Annotated in this window: 9 protein-coding genes; 7 read left to right on the forward strand and 2 right to left on the reverse strand. The window is 39.3% G+C overall.

From position 1 onward, the window contains the following. Positions 1 to 278 precede the first annotated feature (278 nt). The 4 genes from A4G25_RS10135 to A4G25_RS10150 all read left to right on the forward strand — a co-directional run bounded on the left by A4G25_RS10135 (position 279) and on the right by A4G25_RS10150 (position 15,396). On the forward strand, positions 279 to 6,503 hold the full coding sequence (locus tag A4G25_RS10135) for an Ig-like domain-containing protein (RefSeq protein WP_063164639.1): 6,225 nt from the start codon (positions 279 to 281) through the stop codon (positions 6,501 to 6,503). 289 nt (positions 6,504 to 6,792) lie between these two features. Next, positions 6,793 to 7,119 (forward strand): YSIRK-type signal peptide-containing protein, encoded by a 327-nt coding sequence (locus A4G25_RS13325; RefSeq protein ID WP_047131629.1) that lies wholly within the window; start codon positions 6,793 to 6,795, stop codon positions 7,117 to 7,119. Between the two features lie 144 nt (positions 7,120 to 7,263). Next, entirely contained in the window at positions 7,264 to 14,748 is a 7,485-nt protein-coding gene (locus A4G25_RS10145) for an Ig-like domain-containing protein (RefSeq protein ID WP_052766741.1), read from the forward strand. A gap of 135 nt (positions 14,749 to 14,883) precedes the next feature. Further along, positions 14,884 to 15,396 carry a methylated-DNA--[protein]-cysteine S-methyltransferase gene (locus A4G25_RS10150; protein ID WP_174531723.1) on the forward strand — a complete coding sequence of 171 codons (513 nt, stop codon included), beginning with the start codon at positions 14,884 to 14,886 and terminating at the stop codon, positions 15,394 to 15,396. 39 nt (positions 15,397 to 15,435) lie between these two features. Here the strand turns inward: A4G25_RS10150 and A4G25_RS10155 are convergent, their stop codons facing one another. Together A4G25_RS10155 and A4G25_RS10160 are read right to left on the reverse strand one after the other, a co-directional pair. Further along, positions 15,436 to 16,257: an alpha/beta hydrolase gene (locus A4G25_RS10155; RefSeq protein WP_047131627.1), complete on the reverse strand. Its 822-nt coding sequence runs from the start codon at positions 16,255 to 16,257 to the stop codon at positions 15,436 to 15,438. 105 nt (positions 16,258 to 16,362) lie between these two features. Continuing rightward, positions 16,363 to 16,974 (reverse strand): YIP1 family protein, encoded by a 612-nt coding sequence (locus A4G25_RS10160; RefSeq protein WP_047131626.1) that lies wholly within the window; start codon positions 16,972 to 16,974, stop codon positions 16,363 to 16,365. Between the two features lie 245 nt (positions 16,975 to 17,219). On the opposite strand from A4G25_RS10160, the gene A4G25_RS10165 reads away from it, so the two are divergent. The 3 genes from A4G25_RS10165 to A4G25_RS10175 are packed head-to-tail and all read left to right on the forward strand — an operon-like array spanning position 17,220 to position 20,163. Beyond that, on the forward strand, positions 17,220 to 18,314 hold the full coding sequence (locus A4G25_RS10165) for an efflux RND transporter periplasmic adaptor subunit (protein WP_047131625.1): 1,095 nt from the start codon (positions 17,220 to 17,222) through the stop codon (positions 18,312 to 18,314). Continuing rightward, a complete protein-coding gene (locus A4G25_RS10170) occupies positions 18,311 to 18,991 on the forward strand; it encodes an ABC transporter ATP-binding protein (RefSeq protein WP_047131624.1) in 681 nt (226 codons plus the stop codon). Before A4G25_RS10165 ends, A4G25_RS10170 begins: the two co-directional genes overlap by 4 nt. Beyond that, on the forward strand, positions 18,988 to 20,163 hold the full coding sequence (locus A4G25_RS10175) for an ABC transporter permease (RefSeq protein WP_047131623.1): 1,176 nt from the start codon (positions 18,988 to 18,990) through the stop codon (positions 20,161 to 20,163). The genes A4G25_RS10170 and A4G25_RS10175 overlap by 4 nt, the downstream gene beginning before the upstream one ends. Positions 20,164 to 20,173: the final 10 nt, after the last annotated feature.

Genomic DNA, 20,173 nt, shown 5'->3' on the forward strand with positions numbered 1-20,173 from the left:
CTACCTACTGGTAATAAGTTGATACAAAGAGGATAGTTAGACATTTATCGTTAACAAAATTATTGATTAAAATAAAATTGTAATAATTAAAAAATGATTTAAGATTAGAGAGGCTAACCAATAAATTTAGTTCAACTAAATTTTAAAATAAATAGATAATTTTATATGCGAAAAGCACACAATTGATGGTAAGATAGAGATGTAATAATTTTTTGACAATTTAAGCAAGCACACGGTAAAAATTACAATTTTATATTTTGAAAGGGGATTACATCTTTATGAGAAATAACTCACATTCTCGTGGTTTTGACGCGAGACGTCAAAACAAGTATTCCATTCGTAGATTCACAGTAGGGACGGCTTCTATTATTGTAGGAGCAACATTACTTTTCGGATTAGGTAATGAAGCAAAAGCTGCTGAATCAGAAGCACCTTCGACACAAGAAACAGGTAACACTACTGGCCAGTCGGGAGAAACGCCAGCAGCTGGAGAAGGTAGTTTAGAAGCACCAGCAGCTGACCAAACGATTGATAAAACTGCGAGTGGAACTGAAGATGTTGCCGTTGCAGCGCCAGCAGAAACGCCGGCACCGGATGTTAAAGCAGAACAACCTGTTAAAGCACAGGAAACAAATGCTGAACAACCGCCTGCAGCAACAGAAGTTAAACCTGAAGCACCGAAAGTTCAAGATGCACCAGTAATTGAACAACCACAAAATGTTGAGGCACCGAAAGTTCAAGACGCACCAGTAATTGAAAAGTCTCAAAACGTTGAAGCGCCACAAGCAGAACAAGTTCAAGCACCAAAAGGGGAAGCAACACAAGCACCAGTTCAAACAGAACAACAAAAAACGCCAGCTCAAGCTGATACTGCTACTGACAATAGCAAACCAGTTCAAGCTGACGCACCAACAAGTTCAGTACAAGATTCTTCGGCTAAACCAGCTGCTGACAACAGCACAGTTGTTGAAGAAAAAGGTACTACTGAAACACCAAATAAAGGAACTCAAGCGACTGACAATCAACAAGTTCCAACTGAAAAAGGATCAACTTCACTTTCTGCAGATCAGAAGCCACAAACTACTACTGCTGAAAGTGGTACAGCGACACCTTTAAAACAGCAATTAAATAATGATTCAGTTACTACTAATGATACTACTAGCGGAGCTCAAAATCAAAAGCTAACTGCAGTAGATCAACCCGCTGCGACAGGTAAAGTAGCTGCAGCTCCAGTAAATGGTCAAGCTTTAGCAAACGATGGTCAAATTGATTCAGCAAAAGTTGATGTTTCTGACCCAGCAGTATACAAAGCTATCCAAGAATCATCTCAACAAAAAGATGCTAGTACTATTCAAGCGACTGCTGAATCAGCACCTGCTACACGCCAATTGACTTTCAATAGTTTTGCAGTAGCTCCAAGTTCAACGAAACAAGTAGCACAAAATAACGTTTCAGCACCACAGACAAATACTTTGGCTCTTGCTAAAGCATTTGCAGCTGCACCTCCATCAGTGAAAGAAGAGTTGGAAGCAAGTGCAATCTATTCACCGGGAACTTGGATGCAAACATATGGGTACCAAGGTAATGCAGTTGTTATGCGAGAAGGTAGTAAATATAATAATACTTCTAATCAAGAACCTATCGCTGGAGTGAAAGTTTATTTACAATGGACAGACAAAACAGGATATGTTTCGCCAGTATACTATACTATTTCTGGAGAAGATGGAAGATATGTTTTTGACTTATCAAAAGCTCAAACAGATGCTTCAGGAAAACAACATACTTTCAATTTAGCAGCAGATCCGCAAATTGCGCTTAGAACATGGGCAGAAAGTCCAGACCCTACATTAAATGTAGTAAAAGAAGGAGATTCTATACGAGGTTTCCATAATAGGCTTCAACGTGTAAATGAATCTTGGGATTTCACAGCTGGTATAAATAGAGTTGTTACTAGCCAAGTAATCTTAGAAGAAAAACCATTGCAAAATGATTGGCTTATTAAACCAGAAGCACAATGGGAAACATCTGGAACTTCAGATGGTATTTGGGCTAACACAGGTGATTATGGTAAAGTATCAGGTTCTGTCTGGTATGATTTAACTGCTCCATATGGCTCAGATGCACGTTGGATAATGAAAGATACTTCTGATGTAAATGCTACGGGAGTAAAAGTAGTAGCATCATATGTAAATGATCAAGTTGCAATTTTATTTGATAATTGGAAAAAAGCTAATCCAAATGCTACTATTGAAGATTTCAGAAGTGCGCAACAACAAATTGTAAATGATTACCAAGCAACTAATGGAGTAGGTTCACATATTGCTGAAAGCGTTGTCGGTACAGTTGATAAAAACGGAGATTACTATATTCCGTTTAGAGGTTTATATGGTATCAGTCCGTATCAACAATATAGTGGAGCGCCTATTTCAAAAACAATTTCTGATGCAGAATTTGGAACATTAGTTAAAGATGCAGATATAAGTCACAGTAATTTAATGGCATGGAACGGAACTATTGGTCAAAAACATCGTCATATCAACTCTGATTATATGTATATTGTGCCAATCATTGAAAATACGCCTACTTTTAGTAACAACTATTATAACAATATGTTTACTACAGCAGATGTTTCAAGAGATATTAATGATGCTAAGATGCTTTCATCGTATAATGGATCAAGTCAAGACTTCGCTTTTGTAACTACTAATCCAATGCATGATATTTCAGTTGAAGGTTCAGATGCTGAAGTAGCTAAACCAGGAGATGTATTAGTTTCAAAAACTGATGGTTTATTCCCAGGAACAGAGTATCAAATTCAGTGGTTTAAAGATGGCGTTGCAGTAGGTTCTCCAGTGACAGTAACTGCAGCAGCAGATGGAACAGTAAAATCAGTGCCATTGACAGTACCAACAGATTTAAATACCAAAGCAATTTATACTTCGGGAGTATTCTCACAAGGAGTAAGTACTACTTCTACAGGTACAGCATTAGCGCTTGACTCAATCTCAGCTGAACCTTTTGTAATTGCAGATTTAAATGAGCCTGAATATAAAGACGGCGCAGGATTGCCGGGCAGCACAGTAGAAATTGGTGCACCGACATTCACAAATCCGACAACAGGCGAATCAGTTGAAGTACCAGAAAATACAAAATTCGAAGCAGGCGACAACGCACCGGAAGATGTAACAGTAAATCCGAACGGATCATTGAGCGTAGTAGTACCAGAAGGTGCAGCACCAGGAGATGTCATCACAGTACCAGTGAAAGTAACATATCCGGATGGTTCAACAGATACAGTTGATGTACACGTAACAGTATCAACACCGCAAACAGATTTGAATGAGCCAGAATATAAAGACGGTGCAGGATTGCCGGGCAGCACAGTAGAAATTGGTGCACCGACATTCACAAATCCGACAACAGGCGAATCAGTTGAAGTACCAGAAAATACAAAATTCGAAGCAGGCGACAACGCACCGGAAGGTGTAACAGTAAATCCGAACGGATCATTGAGCGTAGTAGTACCAGAAGGTGCGACACCTGGAGATGTCATCACAGTACCAGTGAAAGTAACATATCCGGATGGTTCAACAGATACAGTTGATGTACACGTAACAGTATCGACACCAGATACGACTCCACCAACTATTCAACCAATCGATGATGTGACAGTACCAGAAGATCAAGCAATCACACCGATTCCAGTAGTAACTGATGATGAAAATGCAACTGTAGATGTAAAAGATTTACCTGACGATGTCATTTACAACCCGGAAACTGGTCAAATCGAAGGAACACCGTCTACACCAGGTGAATATCAAGTAACAGTAACAGTAACAGATGAAGCTGGTAACCAAACTTCTGAAGACTTCACAATCACAGTAACAGACGCAACAGCGCCAGTTATTGAACCGATTGCAGATAATTCTTCGCTACAAGGTGCTGAAATCGATCCGATTCCAGTAGTAGTAGATGACCCAGAGGCTACTGTAGACGTAACAGGATTGCCAGAAGGTTTAGTTTATAACCCTGATACAAAACAAATCGAAGGCACGGCAACAGTCCCTGGCACTTATGAAGTGACAGTAACTGCTACTGATAAAGCGGGCAACTCATCTGAAGAAACGTTCACATACACAGTGGTAGATACAACACCACCAATTGTAGAACCAATTGATGATGTAACAGTACCGGAAGATCAAGAAATTACACCTATCCCAGTTAAGTATACTGATGATAGTAAATCAGAAGTATTAGTTGAAGGTCTTCCAGAAGGATTATCGTATAATCCAACAACAGGTCAAATCGAAGGAACACCTGCAACACCTGGTGAATATCCAATCACAGTGACTGTAAAAGATGAAAAAGGTAATTCACAAGAAGTGAAATTCACAATCACAGTTGAAGATACAACGCCACCAGTTGTAAATCCAATCGATGATGTGACAGTACCAGAAGATCAAGCAATCATACCAATTCCAGTTGTAACTGATGATGAAACTGCGACTGTAGATGTAGAAGGCTTGCCGGAAGGTGTCACTTACAATCCAGAAACAGGCCAAATCGAAGGAACGCCGACAACACCAGGAACATACCCAGTGACAGTAACAGTAACAGATGAAGCTGGTAACCAAACTTCTGAAGACTTCACAATCACAGTTAAAGATACAACGCCTCCAGTAGTAAATCCAATCGATGATGTGAAAGTGCCAGAAGATCAACCAATTATACCGATTCCAGTTGTAACGGATGATAAAACTGCAACTGTAGATGTAACAGGCTTGCCGGAAGGTGTCACTTACAATCCAGAAACAGGTCAAATCGAAGGAACACCGACGACACCAGGTGAATATCCAGTAACAGTAACAGTAACAGATGAAGCTGGTAACAAAACTGAGGAGCACTTCACAATCACAGTTGAAGATAAAACTGCACCAGATGCTCCGGTTATCAACCCAGTTAATGAAGGAGACAAAACGGTTTCAGGTACTGGCGAACCAAATGGTACAGTAACAGTAACATTCCCAGACGGATCAACAAGTACAGGTAAAGTTGATGAAGATGGTAACTGGACTGTAAACGTACCAGAAGGCACTGAGTTGAAACCGGGCGATAAAGTTACAGCAACAGTAACAGACGAAGCAGGCAATGTTTCTGAAGAAGCAACTGTAACAGTAACTGAAAAAGATACTGTAGCTCCTGATAAACCAGTCATCAATCCAGTTGACGAAGGAGACAAAACAGTTTCAGGTACTGGCGAACCGAACGGCACAGTAACAGTAACATTCCCAGACGGGTCGACAAGTACAGGTAAAGTTGATGAAGATGGCAATTGGACTGTAAACGTACCAGAAGGTACTACAGTTAAAAAAGGTGATAAAATCACTGCAACAATTACAGACGAAGCAGGCAATGTTTCTGAAGAAGCAACTGTAACAGTCACAGGAAAAGATACTGTAGCTCCTGATAAACCAGTCATCAATCCAGTTGACGAAGGAGACAAAACAGTTTCAGGTACTGGCGAACCGAACGGCACAGTAACAGTAACATTCCCAGACGGGTCGACAAGTACAGGTAAAGTTGATGAAGATGGCAATTGGACTGTAAACGTACCAGAAGGTACTACAGTTAAAAAAGGTGATAAAATCACTGCAACAATTACTGACGAAGCAGGCAATGTTTCTGAAGAAGCAACTGTAACAGTCACAGGAAAAGATACTGTAGCTCCTGATAAACCAGTCATCAATCCAGTTGACGAAGGAGACAAAACAGTTTCAGGTACTGGCGAACCGAACGGCACAGTAACAGTAACATTCCCAGACGGGTCGACAAGTACAGGTAAAGTTGATGAAGATGGCAATTGGACTGTAAACGTACCAGAAGGTACTACAGTTAAAAAAGGTGATAAAATCACTGCAACAATTACTGACGAAGCAGGCAATGTTTCTGAAGAAGCAACTGTAACAGTAACTGGAGAAGAACCAAATCAAGGTACTGATGGAGATAAAGGTGACACTGGAAACAATGGAGATAATACAACTCCAGGTAACAACACTACTCCAGGAGATAATGGTGAAACTTCTGAACCAGGTACAAACGGATCAGTAGACAACAACGGTAACCAAGGAAATACTGGAAGCACAGGTGACAACTCTGAAGCACCTGCTCCAAGCAACCAAGGTACAGATAATAATACTGCTACTGATAATGCATCTGAATTACCAAATACAGCTGTAGGAACTGACGACAACGCTAATAATGGTCAAGTAGCTGTTCCAGGAATGGAAGCATCTGACAATGGCCAAGTTGTAACAGAAAATGGTGTTCCAGCAGAAGCTGCGAACAACTCTGAAGCACCTGCTGAACAAGCTAAAGGTGATAAAGAATTACCAGAAACTGGTACAAATAACACTGGCAGCGCAACATTATTCGGCGGATTATTTGCAGCATTAGGTTCAATCCTATTGTTCAGAAAACGTCGTCAAGAGAAAAAAGATAACTAATTTTTAAAAATAATAAATATTGAATAAGTTATCGAGAGGCGCGTCCTTATAGGGCGCGTCTCTTTTTCTGTGCATTTATAAAATGTATTCGTTTTCAAATAATGTTACGCCACGTGTTTCATATATTTTAGAAAGGACATAATAACACTAAGGTGCATTATTTAAAAAAATAAATATCGTAAGTCTAGCTATTATATAGCGTTTAATTAAAAATTATAGATTACTATGTTATAAAAAACATACATCTTATTTATTAATGTACCTGAAAAAGAAAGGGGAAATGCAATACATGAAAAAGAAACGTAGTGCATTTATGGCAGACGCAAGACGTAGTAACAGATATTCCATAAGAAAATTCACATTAGGAACTGCATCTATCATTGTAGGTGCAACTTTAGTATTTGGTATTGGAGGAGAGGCACGAGCAGCAGAAGTTAATAATTCGTCCCAGAATGGCTCTTCAAATAATGGTCAATCAGAAGACGGTAATCAAACTGGAGAAGCAAGTCAACAAGCTCCCGACAACACAACTACATCAACAACAAATGATGGGCAACAAACAAATACACTAGCACAACAATCTGATCAAAGTGATAGTGCAACTGCAGAACAATAACCAGAACAAAGCGCAACTGCACCATCACAGAATAAAGAAGATACATCAACGTCAGAAAATACTCAACCACCACAACAATCTGCAGATAGTGCTAGCAATGAAACTCAAACACCAGAATCCACTACATCAGCTGATAAAGAAACGGTGAAAGATAGTAATTCAACATCTGAAACTAATCAGAAAGAAGACAGTACTGTAAATAAAGAAGATGCATCAACACCAGATTCAGGAACAAACCAAGTTAAACAAGAGACTCAAAATACACCACAACAAGAAACTGCTAAACAAGTGGATCAACCACAATCAGTGCCGCAAACTGATCAATCTAAAGCAACTGATACTCAAACAGCAGAATCACAACAAGTTAATCTTCAAACAAAACAAACAACTACAAATACAAAAGAAGCGGCTGCTGAAAGTAATATAACAAAACCAACTGAACAACCGACAGGTCAAACACTGCAAAATACAGAACCACAATCAAAATCTGATCAAACAAGTTTACCTCAACCTGAGTCAAATATAGAAAATAGTAATACACCGCAGACTCAGACATTAGAAGCTGTTGATAACACTTCATCTAATACTGTGAATCCTGATTCGGTTTCAACAGATGGTACTGCTTCGACAAATGCCGACGCTGGCGGTTTAGCTAATAACCAACAAGTTCAAAAATTGGCTGATGAAGCAGGCGTTCAAGCTACAGATTCTCCTGAAGTTGCTATGGCTAAAATGTTACAGCAATCTTCTAATAATAAAGATGCAAATACAATTCAAGCGACTGCTCCACAAGGTGCAACTACACGCAGAATGATGCGTGCTATGGTTACACCAGAATCAACGACATCGAATACAAATACAAATTCAACATCATCGCAACCAACAGGAAATGCAGCAGCGCAAGTTCAAACATTTTCATCTCCAGCACAAGCTAATACAACTCCGATTGTAGCGGATGCTTTAGCAGACGGTTATATCAAATCTACTACAGATGCGACTAACGCTGCACATACACTTTCTGGACGTGCATGGGTAGTTGATCATGGTACTCCAGCTACAATGTCCAATGGATTAACTCCTGTTCCAGAAGGTACGAATGTTTACATGCAATGGATAGACACTGATGGCGCAGTATCACCAGTTTATACTGCGAAAACTACAAATAAATTGGGCAGTAGTGATGGCAGTCAAGTCGGCCCTGGTGCATATGCATTCGATTTACGTCAAGGATGGACTGACTTAAACGGTAAAACACATACCTATTCAGCTATAGGAAGCCAAGATTATCGTTTATGGATTAATGATTATCAAACAGAAAACGGAAATACAGCAACAATGCTGCGTCAAGCTGGCGGATTCTTCCCAGGTTCGTACGTTGGCTCTGCAACAAGTTCAAACTTAGGACAATTCCCATTAGCTGGAACGAATATGCAGCGTACTGGCATTTATATGGCAGTAAAACCTACTTCAGGCTATATGACAAAACCGGATGCAGAGCAAATTCATGATACACTTGGACCAATAAATGCTCCGAGTGTTAACTTAGCTGCTAAAAATTCTGTAAGCGGTAATGTATGGTTAGAAACTGGCGCTGGTGACCAAGCTAACTCAGGCACTGGACCTAATAAAAACCTTGCTTTAGGAGATAAAGTGGCTGCAGGTTACAGAGTTGTGATGTCTTCATTAACTAAAGATGGTGCAAAAGATTATGATGCTAAAGTCAACAGCTTACCGCAAGACCAACGTTCAGCTGCGGCGAAATCTTTATTGGAAGCACATCCAGAATATATTTCTGCAACGGTTTATGGTGAAACAGATGCAAACGGTAATTATACTTTACGATTTCCAGCTGGTACTTTAGATACAAGTCATATGTATGGTTATGTAGAAGACCCAAATGGCAATATCGTCAATACGTATTCATCGTTTACAAGTCCGCAATTCCAAGCACCAAATAATAATTTATCGTGGACGCCGCAAACATCACCTGCTCAAAACTTAGTGGCAAACCCTATGTGGTATAACGTTAACTTTGCGGTCGTGCCAACTTCTAATGTAACCATTGATGTGCTTAATTATAATGCGACGACAACACCAGCAGCACCTGGCAGTAATGTATCAATAGCATTACCAGGTACTACATTATCACCGCTTCCAACCCACATCGAATGGAGAGACTCAACTGGCAAAGTAATCTCAAAAACTGCAGACTTTACAACCATCGATGAAGGTGAAGCGTTAGGTGGCTTTAAAGTACCAACAGATGCAAAAGCAGGCAGTATTTACACAGCTTATCTTGTATCTGGAGGCAATGACGTATCAGCGGATTCATTTATTGTACAAACTTACAATAAAGCATACGATCCAACCGCGACACCAGTGAATAATCAGTACAATACACCTACAACATCAGATCAAGTAACAGGCAGCGTCACAATTCCAAACTATCCAGCTGATCAACCAGCACCGAAAATTACAGTTAACGATTCATCGTTATTACCTGATGGTAAGACACCAGGAACAGTTAATGTACCAGTAACTGTCACATATCCAGACGGCACTACAGATACGGTCAATGTTCCAGTTACAACAGCAGAACCGCAAAATAACAGCTATGAACCAACAACGTATCCAGTGAACAACCCTAATGGTACACCGACAACAGAAGACCAAGTTAAAGATAATGTAACAGTACCGAATTATCCGACAGACGGTCCGCAACCGCAAGTGACAGTAGATGATCCTTCATCATTACCAGATGGCACAACACCAGGAACAGTAAAAGTACCAGTGACAGTCACATATCCGGATGGTACAACAGACCACGTAGATGTAGATGTCACAACAGGAGCAACAGACGCAGCACAATATAACCCAACAGCAGATCCTGTCAATAATAACTTTGGCACACCAACAACAGCAGAAGATGTTACCAAGAATGTTAAAGTTCCAGATTATCCGACAGATGCAGCACAACAACCAACAATTACTGTAGAAGATCCATCAACATTGCCAGATGGTACAACACCAGGTACAACGGATGTTTCAGTGATTGTCACATATCCAGACGGCACAATTGATCATATTACAGTGCCTGTTACAACAGGTAATCCGCAAGCAGACACATACACGCCTGAAACAAAAGATATTACAAATCCAAGCGGTACGCCTACAACAGAAAATCAAATTAAAGATAATGTAACAGTACCGAATTATCCAGCAGACGGGCCACAACCGACAATCACAATAGATGAAGGTACAGTATTGCCAGACGGTAATACACCAGGCACAGTAGAAGTACCTGTCACAATCACATATCCAGATGGTTCAAAAGACCAAGCAACAGTCAACGTAACGACTACACCAGTTACAGCACTGCAATATGAACCAACAGCAGAACCAATCACAAAACCGCACGGCACACCAACAACAGCAGAAGACGTTATCAGCAATGTATCTGTACCAGACTATCCGACAGACGGCCCGCAGCCGACAATTACAATAGATGAAGGTACAACATTACCAGACGGCAATACAACAGGAACTGAAAATATTCCAGTGACTGTAACGTATCCGGACGGTTCTATTGATAAAGTTGTTGTGCCCGTAACAACGCAACCTTCAACAGCAGAAGAATACGATCCGACAACAGGCACAATTACTCACAATTTCGGTACGCCGACAACAGAAAATGAAGTTGTAAACAGTGTGACAGTACCAGGCTACCCAACAGATGGCGAACAACCAGTCGTTACAGTAGATGATCCATCTAATTTACCGGATGGCCAAACAACTGGTTCAGTGAAAGTACCAGTCACAGTCACATATCCGGACGGTTCCAAAGATCAAATAGAAGTCACTGTTAATACAGGTGATTCACAAGCGGTTCGATATGATCCAGAATCAAAACCAATGAACAATCCTTATGGAGACCCTGTTACAGAAAATCAAGTAACAGATAATGTAACCGTACCAAATTATCCATCGACAGCAGATCAACAACCTACAGTGACAGTGGATGACCCATCAAGCTTGCCGGACGGTAATACACCAGGTACAACAAATGTACCAGTAACGGTGACATATCCAGATGGTACAACTGATCACACAACTGTCGAAGTAACAATTGGAGAAAAGAATTCTGACACTTATGACCCAACAGCAAATCCAATCAATAATAAATATGGTACGCCAACAACTGCAGACCAAGTAATTGGTAATGTAAGTGTTCCTGATTATCCGACAGAAGGGCCACAACCAGTCATTACAGTAGACGACCCAACAAACTTGCCGAACGGACAAACAACAGGCACAGCAGAAGTACCAGTTACAGTGACATATCCAGATGGTACAACTGATCATATTAATGTTCAGGTCAATACGGGTGATTCAGATGCTGCAAATTATAATCCGGTAACACAACCAGTAGATAACCCTTACGGCACTCCAACAATACCGGATCAAGTAATTAAAAATGTAACAGTACCGAATTATCCAGCAGATGCTGAACCACCAGTGGTTTCAGTAGATAATCCAGAAAATCTGCCTAATGGCACAACTACAGGAACAGTAGAAGTTCCGGTAACTGTAACGTATCCAGATGGCACAACAGATCATACAACTGTAACCGTGAATACAGGTGATTCATTAGCAACAACAAATGAACCGACAGCTTTACCTGTGACACATCAATTCGGAGATCCTACTTCAACAGACGAAGTAATCAACAATGTGTCTGTTCCTAATTATCCTGAGGGACAAACACCTCCGACAATTACAATTGATGAAGGTACAGTACTTCCAAACGGAACAGTACCTGGTACAACTGAAGTGCCAGTTACAGTGACATACCCGGATGGATCAACAGACCATATAACAGTACCGGTTACAACTCAACCGGCAGCGCCTGTTGTTAATCCAGTCGAAGCAGGTTCAACAGAAGTAACGGGAACTGGTTATCCAGAAGGTACAGTGACTGTCACATTACCAGATGGTACAACTGAGACAGCAACTGTTGATCCTTCAGGTAATTGGAAAGTAGAAACAGATAATCCATTGAAAGATAGTGATGTTGTGAATGCTACACAAACAGTAGGCACAACTAATGATGGTCAACCAAACACGTCACCTGTCGGTACAACAACAGTAGAAGATACAAAAGCACCGTCAGCACCGCCAATCAATCCAATTGAATCAGGTTCAACGGAAGTGACAGGTACAGGAGAACCAGGCAGTACGGTGACTGTGACGTTCCCAGACGGCACAACAGGAACAGGCACAGTGGATAATGACGGAAATTGGACAGTAGATGTACCAGAAGGCACAACGTTGAACAATGGAGATAAAGTCACTGCGAACGAAACAGATAAAGCAGGCAACACATCTACAGATACGACAGCGAAAGTAACTGATACAACAGCACCAGATGCACCGCCAATCAATCCGGTCGAAGCAGGTTCAACAGAAGTAACCGGTACAGGCACACCGGGAGATACGGTGACAGTGACATTCCCGGATGGCACAACAGATACAGTAAAAGTAGACGAGGACGGAAACTGGACAGTGCCGGTACCAGAAGGCACAACGCTGAATAACGGAGACAAAGTGAAAGCGAATGAGACAGATGAAGCGGGCAATACGTCTCCTACAAATGCGTCGACAGTCACAGACACGCAAGCACCGGACGCACCTGTGATTAATCCAGTCGAAGCAGGTTCAACAGAAGTGACAGGTACAGGAGAACCAGACAGTACGGTAACCGTGACATTCCCAGACGGCACAACAGGAACAGGTACAGTGGACAATGACGGAAACTGGTCAGTGCCGGTACCAGAAGGTACAACGTTGAATAATGGAGATGAAGTTACTGCGAATGAAACAGATGAAGCAGGCAACACATCTACAGATACAACAGCGACAGTGACAGACACACAAGCACCAGATACACCTGTGATTAATCCAGTCGAAGCAGGTTCAACAGAAGTGACAGGTACAGGAGAACCAGACAGTACGGTAACCGTGACATTCCCAGACGGCACAACAGGAACAGGTACAGTGGACAATGATGGTAATTGGACAGTACCGGTACCAGAAGGAAAAACATTGAACAATGGAGATGAAGTTACTGCGAACGAAACAGATAAAGCAGGCAACACATCTACAGATACAACAGCAACAGTGACAGACACACAAGCACCAGATGCACCTGTAATTAACCCGGTCAACACTGGAGATAACACAGTTACAGGCACAGGAGAACCGGGCGGCACAGTAACCGTGACATTCCCAGATGGTTCAACTGCAACAAGCACAGTTGGTGACGATGGTACTTGGACAGCAGACATACCAGAAGGCACAACATTGAAAGAAGGAGATGTTGTGACAGCAACGGAAACAGATGGTGCTGGCAATACGTCGCAAGAAACGTCAACAACAGTGACAGGTAACACGCAACCAGACAATCCTGACAACACAGAATCACCAGGTGAAACAGATAATCCTGGACAACCGGATAATTCAAATCAACCAGATACACAAGCACCAGACGCACCGATTATTAATCCTGCAAATCCAGGAGATAAGACGGTGATAGGAACAGGAGAATCGGGCAGCACAGTGACAGTGACATTCCCTGACGGCACAACAGGAACAGGCACAGTTGATAATGATGGTAATTGGTCAGTAGATGTACCAGAAAACACAACATTGAAAGACGGAGATGTTGTGACTGCAACGGAAACAGATGGTGCTGGCAATACGTCGCAAGAAACGTCAACAACAGTGACAGGTAACACGCAACCAGACAATCCTGACAATACAGAATCACCAGGTGAACCAGATAATCCTGGACAACCGGATAATCCAAATCAACCAGATACACAAGCACCAGACGCACCAATTATTAATCCGGCAAATCCAGGAGATAACGCAGTAACAGGCACAGGAGAACCGGGCGACACAGTGACAGTGACATTCCCAGACGGTTCAACTGCAACAAGCACAGTTGGTGACGATGGTACTTGGACAGCAGACGTACCAGAAAACACAACATTGAAAGACGGAGACGTCGTGACAGCAACGGAAACAGATGGCGCTGGCAATACTTCTAAAGTGACATCTGTAACTGTCTCAAATGAAGGACAACCAGCAGAATCAAGTGATTATACACCATCAGAATCTGACCAAACACCTAATCAACCTGTAGCAACTCCAGATGCACCTGTTGTCAATCCAGTTCCAGAACACGCTGCAACAGTAACAGGCACAGCTACACCAGGTAATAAAGTGGAAGTAACGTTACCAAACGGCACAGTACAAACAACAGAAGTAAATCAAAATGGTCAATGGACTATCAGTGTTCCTACTGCTTCTGAAACATTAGAAGATGGTGCAGTTGTAACTGCAGCTGAAATCAGTTCAGTTGGTAACACATCACAAGTTGTAAGAACTGAAGTTAATCATGGTTCAAGTACTGAAGCATCTCAAAAAGGAAATGGAGAAAAAGCACTTCCTGAAACTGGTGAAACAGACAATGTACCAACAGCATCACTATTCGGTACACTATTTGCAGTACTTGGTTCTATCTTCTTATTCTGGAGACGCCGCAAAGAAGAAGATGAAGAACAATAATTAAATCACTGACTCTAAGAGGCACATCTCATTTGAGGTGTGCTTCTTTTTCGTACATACTATATTTAAGGTTTTAAATAAAATAAGAAATTCTAAAGCATTTAATAATAGAAGAAACTATAAAAGAGGTGCTGCGTGATGTATATTACAGATTACCGATCACCTGTAGGTGTTTTAACACTCGCATCAGATGGTGAAAATCTGACAGGTATTTATTATGAAGGTCAATTAGACAAAGAGAAGCCAAATATAAAAAAGGTCAATCAATCAGAACAAAAGTTATTTAAAACAGTTAGCTTATGGTTAGATGAATATTTTCAAGGTAAAAATCCTGCCATTAACTTCCCGTACAAAGCAGAAGGGACAGAATTCAGAGAACAAGTTTGGAATGAACTGACTAAAATACCTTATGGTGAAACAGTGACTTATGGGGACATAGCGAAAAAAATAGCTGCAATACGCGGTAAAGAGAAAATGTCAGCCCAAGCAGTTGGGGGAGCAGTAGGGAGTAATCCGATTTCAATTATTATCCCTTGTCATCGTGTAGTAGGCCAAGATAATCACTTAACAGGGTACGGCGGCGGCATTGATATTAAAAAACAACTCTTACAATGCGAGCATCATAACTTAGATGATTTTAAAGAATAATAGATAAAGCGAGTTCATAACGCTGTGAACTCGCTTTTTTTAAATGAGTGTATTTTCTATAAATGCAACAGCTTTTTGATAAATCTCTTCAACTTCTGCAGTCGCGATTCTATCAAAATCATGTTCATCTGTCGGAATGCTGATAAGTGTATTGTGTGGTGTTGAGTTATATAATCGTAACGCTTCACTGTAAGGCACATCAATATCTTTTTCAGCATGAGCAATAAAAATAGGTGGAAGTTGACTGAGTTCTCTTTCAGACAAATTGTATTGATGATCAGTATATGCTTCTATGCCGATGTATTGATACCAAAGCGCATGACCTCTTGTATATAAATAGAGCGGATAACGAATTTGTGTCGGACCGATAGTAATAGGAGAAGGCTGCAACATTAGTTGAATCATCGGTTTCGTCAGCTTAGTAGTTTTAGTTTTAAAAATTGAATGCGCATTTCGAAATTCTGGAATATCAATTTGACTGTAACCGTAAAAATCTAAAATACCATTAACATTTCTGTGATTAGCAATTTGAATGGCTAAATAGGCGCCTGAGGAACGACCGAAAGTAAACAACGGTAAATCTGGATAAAGACTCTTAATTTCATCAAATACAGTGAATGAATCTGAAATAATAGTTTCAAAGTCAGATTCTGGAGCAAGACGATAAGGTGCTAGTACCAAGTGGAAAGATTGTGTAAGTATGTTAACAATTCTTTCATTTAAATCATTTGGGGCACCAGAAATCAGTCCACCGCCATGATAATAAATAATAATACCTTTTGGATTCTCGGCAGCTGGAATTAAGTGAGTTTTTAAAATGTAGTCATCTTTGGTTTTAATAGACAAGAATTTTTCAGACATTAGAAATCTCCTATAGACTTATTTAACAATATGATAGAAGAAACGCTTAAAAATAGATAGTAAAAAATCAGAACTGCAAAATACACAGTTCTGATTTTTGGGTTCTTAAGGTTGCATTGTCGCACCGATTAACGAAAAGGCGATTGATAAAACAACAAATACAACACCGAAAATAATAGAAACTTTACCTGAAAGGCGGCAAGTTTTATTAAGTAATAATGTAAATAAATATCCTGAAATGAATGTTTGTAAATCAAATGCACCAAGTACTTTATTGCCTTTATCGAAAATATTAAGGCTTGTAATTTTATATTGAATTAAATCTAATCCCACTATAATTTGAATTAGAATAACAACTAATGCGATTAATGAACTGATTAATAAAGCGAATAGTGTTCCAGCAAAGATACTGCGTTTTCTGACGTCAGATTTAAAAATGCGTGCAATCGCTAGTACTATAAGCCAAGAAAACAGTAACGTAAAAAGTGTACCTACAATACCGCTAATAATTTGGACAGGTCCTAAAATCGCTTTGACTTGATCCATATCTGCATTAGGATTTTGTTGTGTAATTTGTTCAGTAACATTTGAAAAACTGAATGATAACCATACGGATGCTACAACAACGATAATCCAAATAATAAGATTAAGCACCCATTTGGGTTGTTCTCTAAATTTACTAAATGTCGAGCCTAAAATTAAATTTGAGTGTTCCATGATGTACTCCTTTGTTTTTATAGTTATTTAAAATACTAGCATATAAGAATATAAATTAGAACCATTGTTTTAAAATTATAATGATTTAAAATTTTATTGGCAATACACTTAATGAAATAATTAAAATTATTAATAGAACAGATTATAGAACTAACATCATTGTTATTTTTCTGTAAATCTATTTATTTATTTTTAGATTATGATACTATTTTATTGTAAGTAAAATATGGATGGGAGAGAGCAACTTGAAGAAGAAATTGATTTGGATAATTTCAATCATCGCAGCAGTTTTAGTATTATTTATAATTGCGCTTATTGTAAAGAATGCAACAGGAGAATCAGATGACAAAAATACATATGAAGTCTATAAAGCTAAACATGAAAGTCCATTGACGATGCAAGGTAAAGCGTCACCAGATTCAGTAAAATCATATTTGAATAATAGTTCAATCGGAGACTATCTATATCCGACGGTATCAGACGGTCAATCTGTTGTTAAAGGTCAACAACTGATCAGCTATGATACGAGCGGTAATTCCAGACAACAATTGGTGGATAAAGTCAATCAAGCACAAGAAGCTAGAAATCAAGCACCGAATGATCCCAAGGCACAATCAGAATTAACAAAAGCGAATGATGCGCTTAACCAATTTGATAAACAGATAAATGATAGTATGTTTGCTTCATTCCCAGGAAAAATTGATATCATTCAAAGTAATGAACCAAATGATGGAGAAACGATTATGCAATTGATTTCAAATGAACCTCAAATCAAAACAACCGTTTCAGAATTTGATATCAATAAAATTGAAAAAGGAAAGCAAGTTGATTTTACAATTAACAACAGCGGAGAAAAAGGAACAGGTCAAATCAAGAAAATTTCTGAGTTGCCGACAAGTTATGAAGATTCTTTACAAGGGCAAGGCAATACGGCTGGCGCTTCAGACATGTCAGGTGCTGGTGATGAATCTGAAGGTGGGCAAGCAGGAAGCGGACAAGCTTCAAATCCTGTAGTTAATGATGTAGGTGGTAAAGGTAATTCTAACGATGCTTCTAAATATAATGTCATCATCAGCAATTTATCTAAACCCGTCCGAGCTGGCTTTTCATTAGATATATCAGTGAAGTCGAACAACATTAAATTACCATCAAGTGTTTTGAGTAAAGATAACTATGTCTTTGTTGTAAATAAAGATAATAAAGTAGAAAAGCGTAAGATTGAAATTAAGGAAAGCGATGGAGAAAAATATGTGAAATCAGGATTGAAGAAAGGAGAACGACTCGTTAAACACCCTAAATCATCTCTAAAAGATGGAGACAAAATAGAGGTGGAAAAATGATTCAATTAAAGCACGTCAATCGTTCCTTTAAAAATGGTGACAAGATTAATCATATATTAAAAGATATCAATCTTGAAATACAAAAAGGTGAATTCATTGCAATTATGGGACCATCTGGTTCAGGAAAAAGTACACTCATTAATATCATTGGATTTATCGATCGCGGTTATCAAGGAGATTATTTATTTAATGGAAATAACTATCAGAAGAGTTCCGATAACCAGTTAGCTGAAATTAGAAATCATGTTGTTGGATTTGTGTTTCAGAATTTTAAACTGATTCAAAACAATACGATTTTAGAAAATGTCAGCATTCCCTTAGTTTATGCAGGAATAGGAAGTCAAGATCGCAAAAAACGTGTACTTGATACACTGCACGATGTAGGGTTATATGATAAAGAAAATTTAGTTCCTAACAAGTTGTCAGGAGGACAGCAGCAGCGTGTAGCAATTGCGCGTTCTATTGTAAATAATCCTGATTTTATCATTGCTGATGAGCCTACAGGTGCGTTAGATTCAAAAACATCTGAAGATATTATGGAATTATTTACCAAACTGAACAAGTCACATCATACAACAATGATTATGGTCACACACGATCGAGAAGTAGCAGAACAAGCGGATCGTATCATTCATATTTTGGATGGACGAATCCAAGAGGAAGAGGTGGTACGATGAATCGATTTTCTAATGTTTTGTCGGTCTCTCTTCGTTCCATTATGAAAAATAAAAGACGTAATATCTTTACGATGATTGGAATTATTATAGGGATAGCAGCAGTTATTACGATTATGTCTTTAGGTAATGGTTTTAAGAAGACAGCTTCAGAGCAGTTTTCTGATTCTGGCGCTTCAAAAGACGCAGCTATTATTAATTTTTTGCCATCAGGTGAATCTAATAAAAAAACCGATCCGTTTTCTCCTTCTGACATACAAATTGCTGAACGAGTAAATGGAGTCGCAAGTGCACATAAAAAAGAGGACAAAAGGCAATCTTTTAATGGAAAAATGACGAATAGCCGACACTCAGGTGATATTAATATTTATAAAAATCATGATTATCAAGATGTTGAAAAAGGAAATGGCTTTGATTCAGATGACAATGATATTGAAGAAAAAGTAGTCACTGTTGATAAGCATATTGCTAAAAAGGTTTTTGATAATGATGCGATTGGTAAAACATTATTCATTGAAGATGAAGGTTTTAAAATAGTAGGTATTGCAAACGAAGGTATGGAATCTAATACAGTACATATGCCTTCTAAAACATTCGATCACTATTTACCTAATCTTTCTCAAGATTTTGCACAATTAGAAATTAAGCTGGATGAGGGAAGTAATAAAAAAGAAGTTGCGAATAAAGTAGCAAAAAAATTAAGTGAAAAAGGCACAGCACAATCATCTGGTACATATCAGTACTCAGATACAGAGCAAATGATGAAAGGTATTACTAAAGTATTTGATGGTATTACTTATTTTGTTGCAGCAGTAGCTGGTATTTCACTCTTTATTGCAGGTATCGGAGTAATGAATGTTATGTATATTTCGGTTGCAGAACGTTCTGAAGAAATTGCAATACGGCGCGCTTTTGGAGCTAAAGCTCGAGATATAGAAATACAATTTTTAGTCGAAAGTGTGGTCTTGTGTTTAATAGGCGGTATTATCGGTTTAATACTTGGCATTGCTATTGCATCACTCGTTGATGCGGTCACTCCAGATTATATTAAAAGTGTTGTCAGCATAGGTTCTGTGTTGCTTGCTGTTGGTGTTTCTACACTAATAGGTGTTGTATTTGGTTGGATCCCAGCGCGTGCAGCTGCTAAAAAAGAATTAATTGATATTATTAAATAAAAGAAAGTTG

It is taken from the genome of Staphylococcus condimenti (genome assembly GCF_001618885.1).
Lineage (GTDB): Bacteria > Bacillota > Bacilli > Staphylococcales > Staphylococcaceae > Staphylococcus > Staphylococcus condimenti.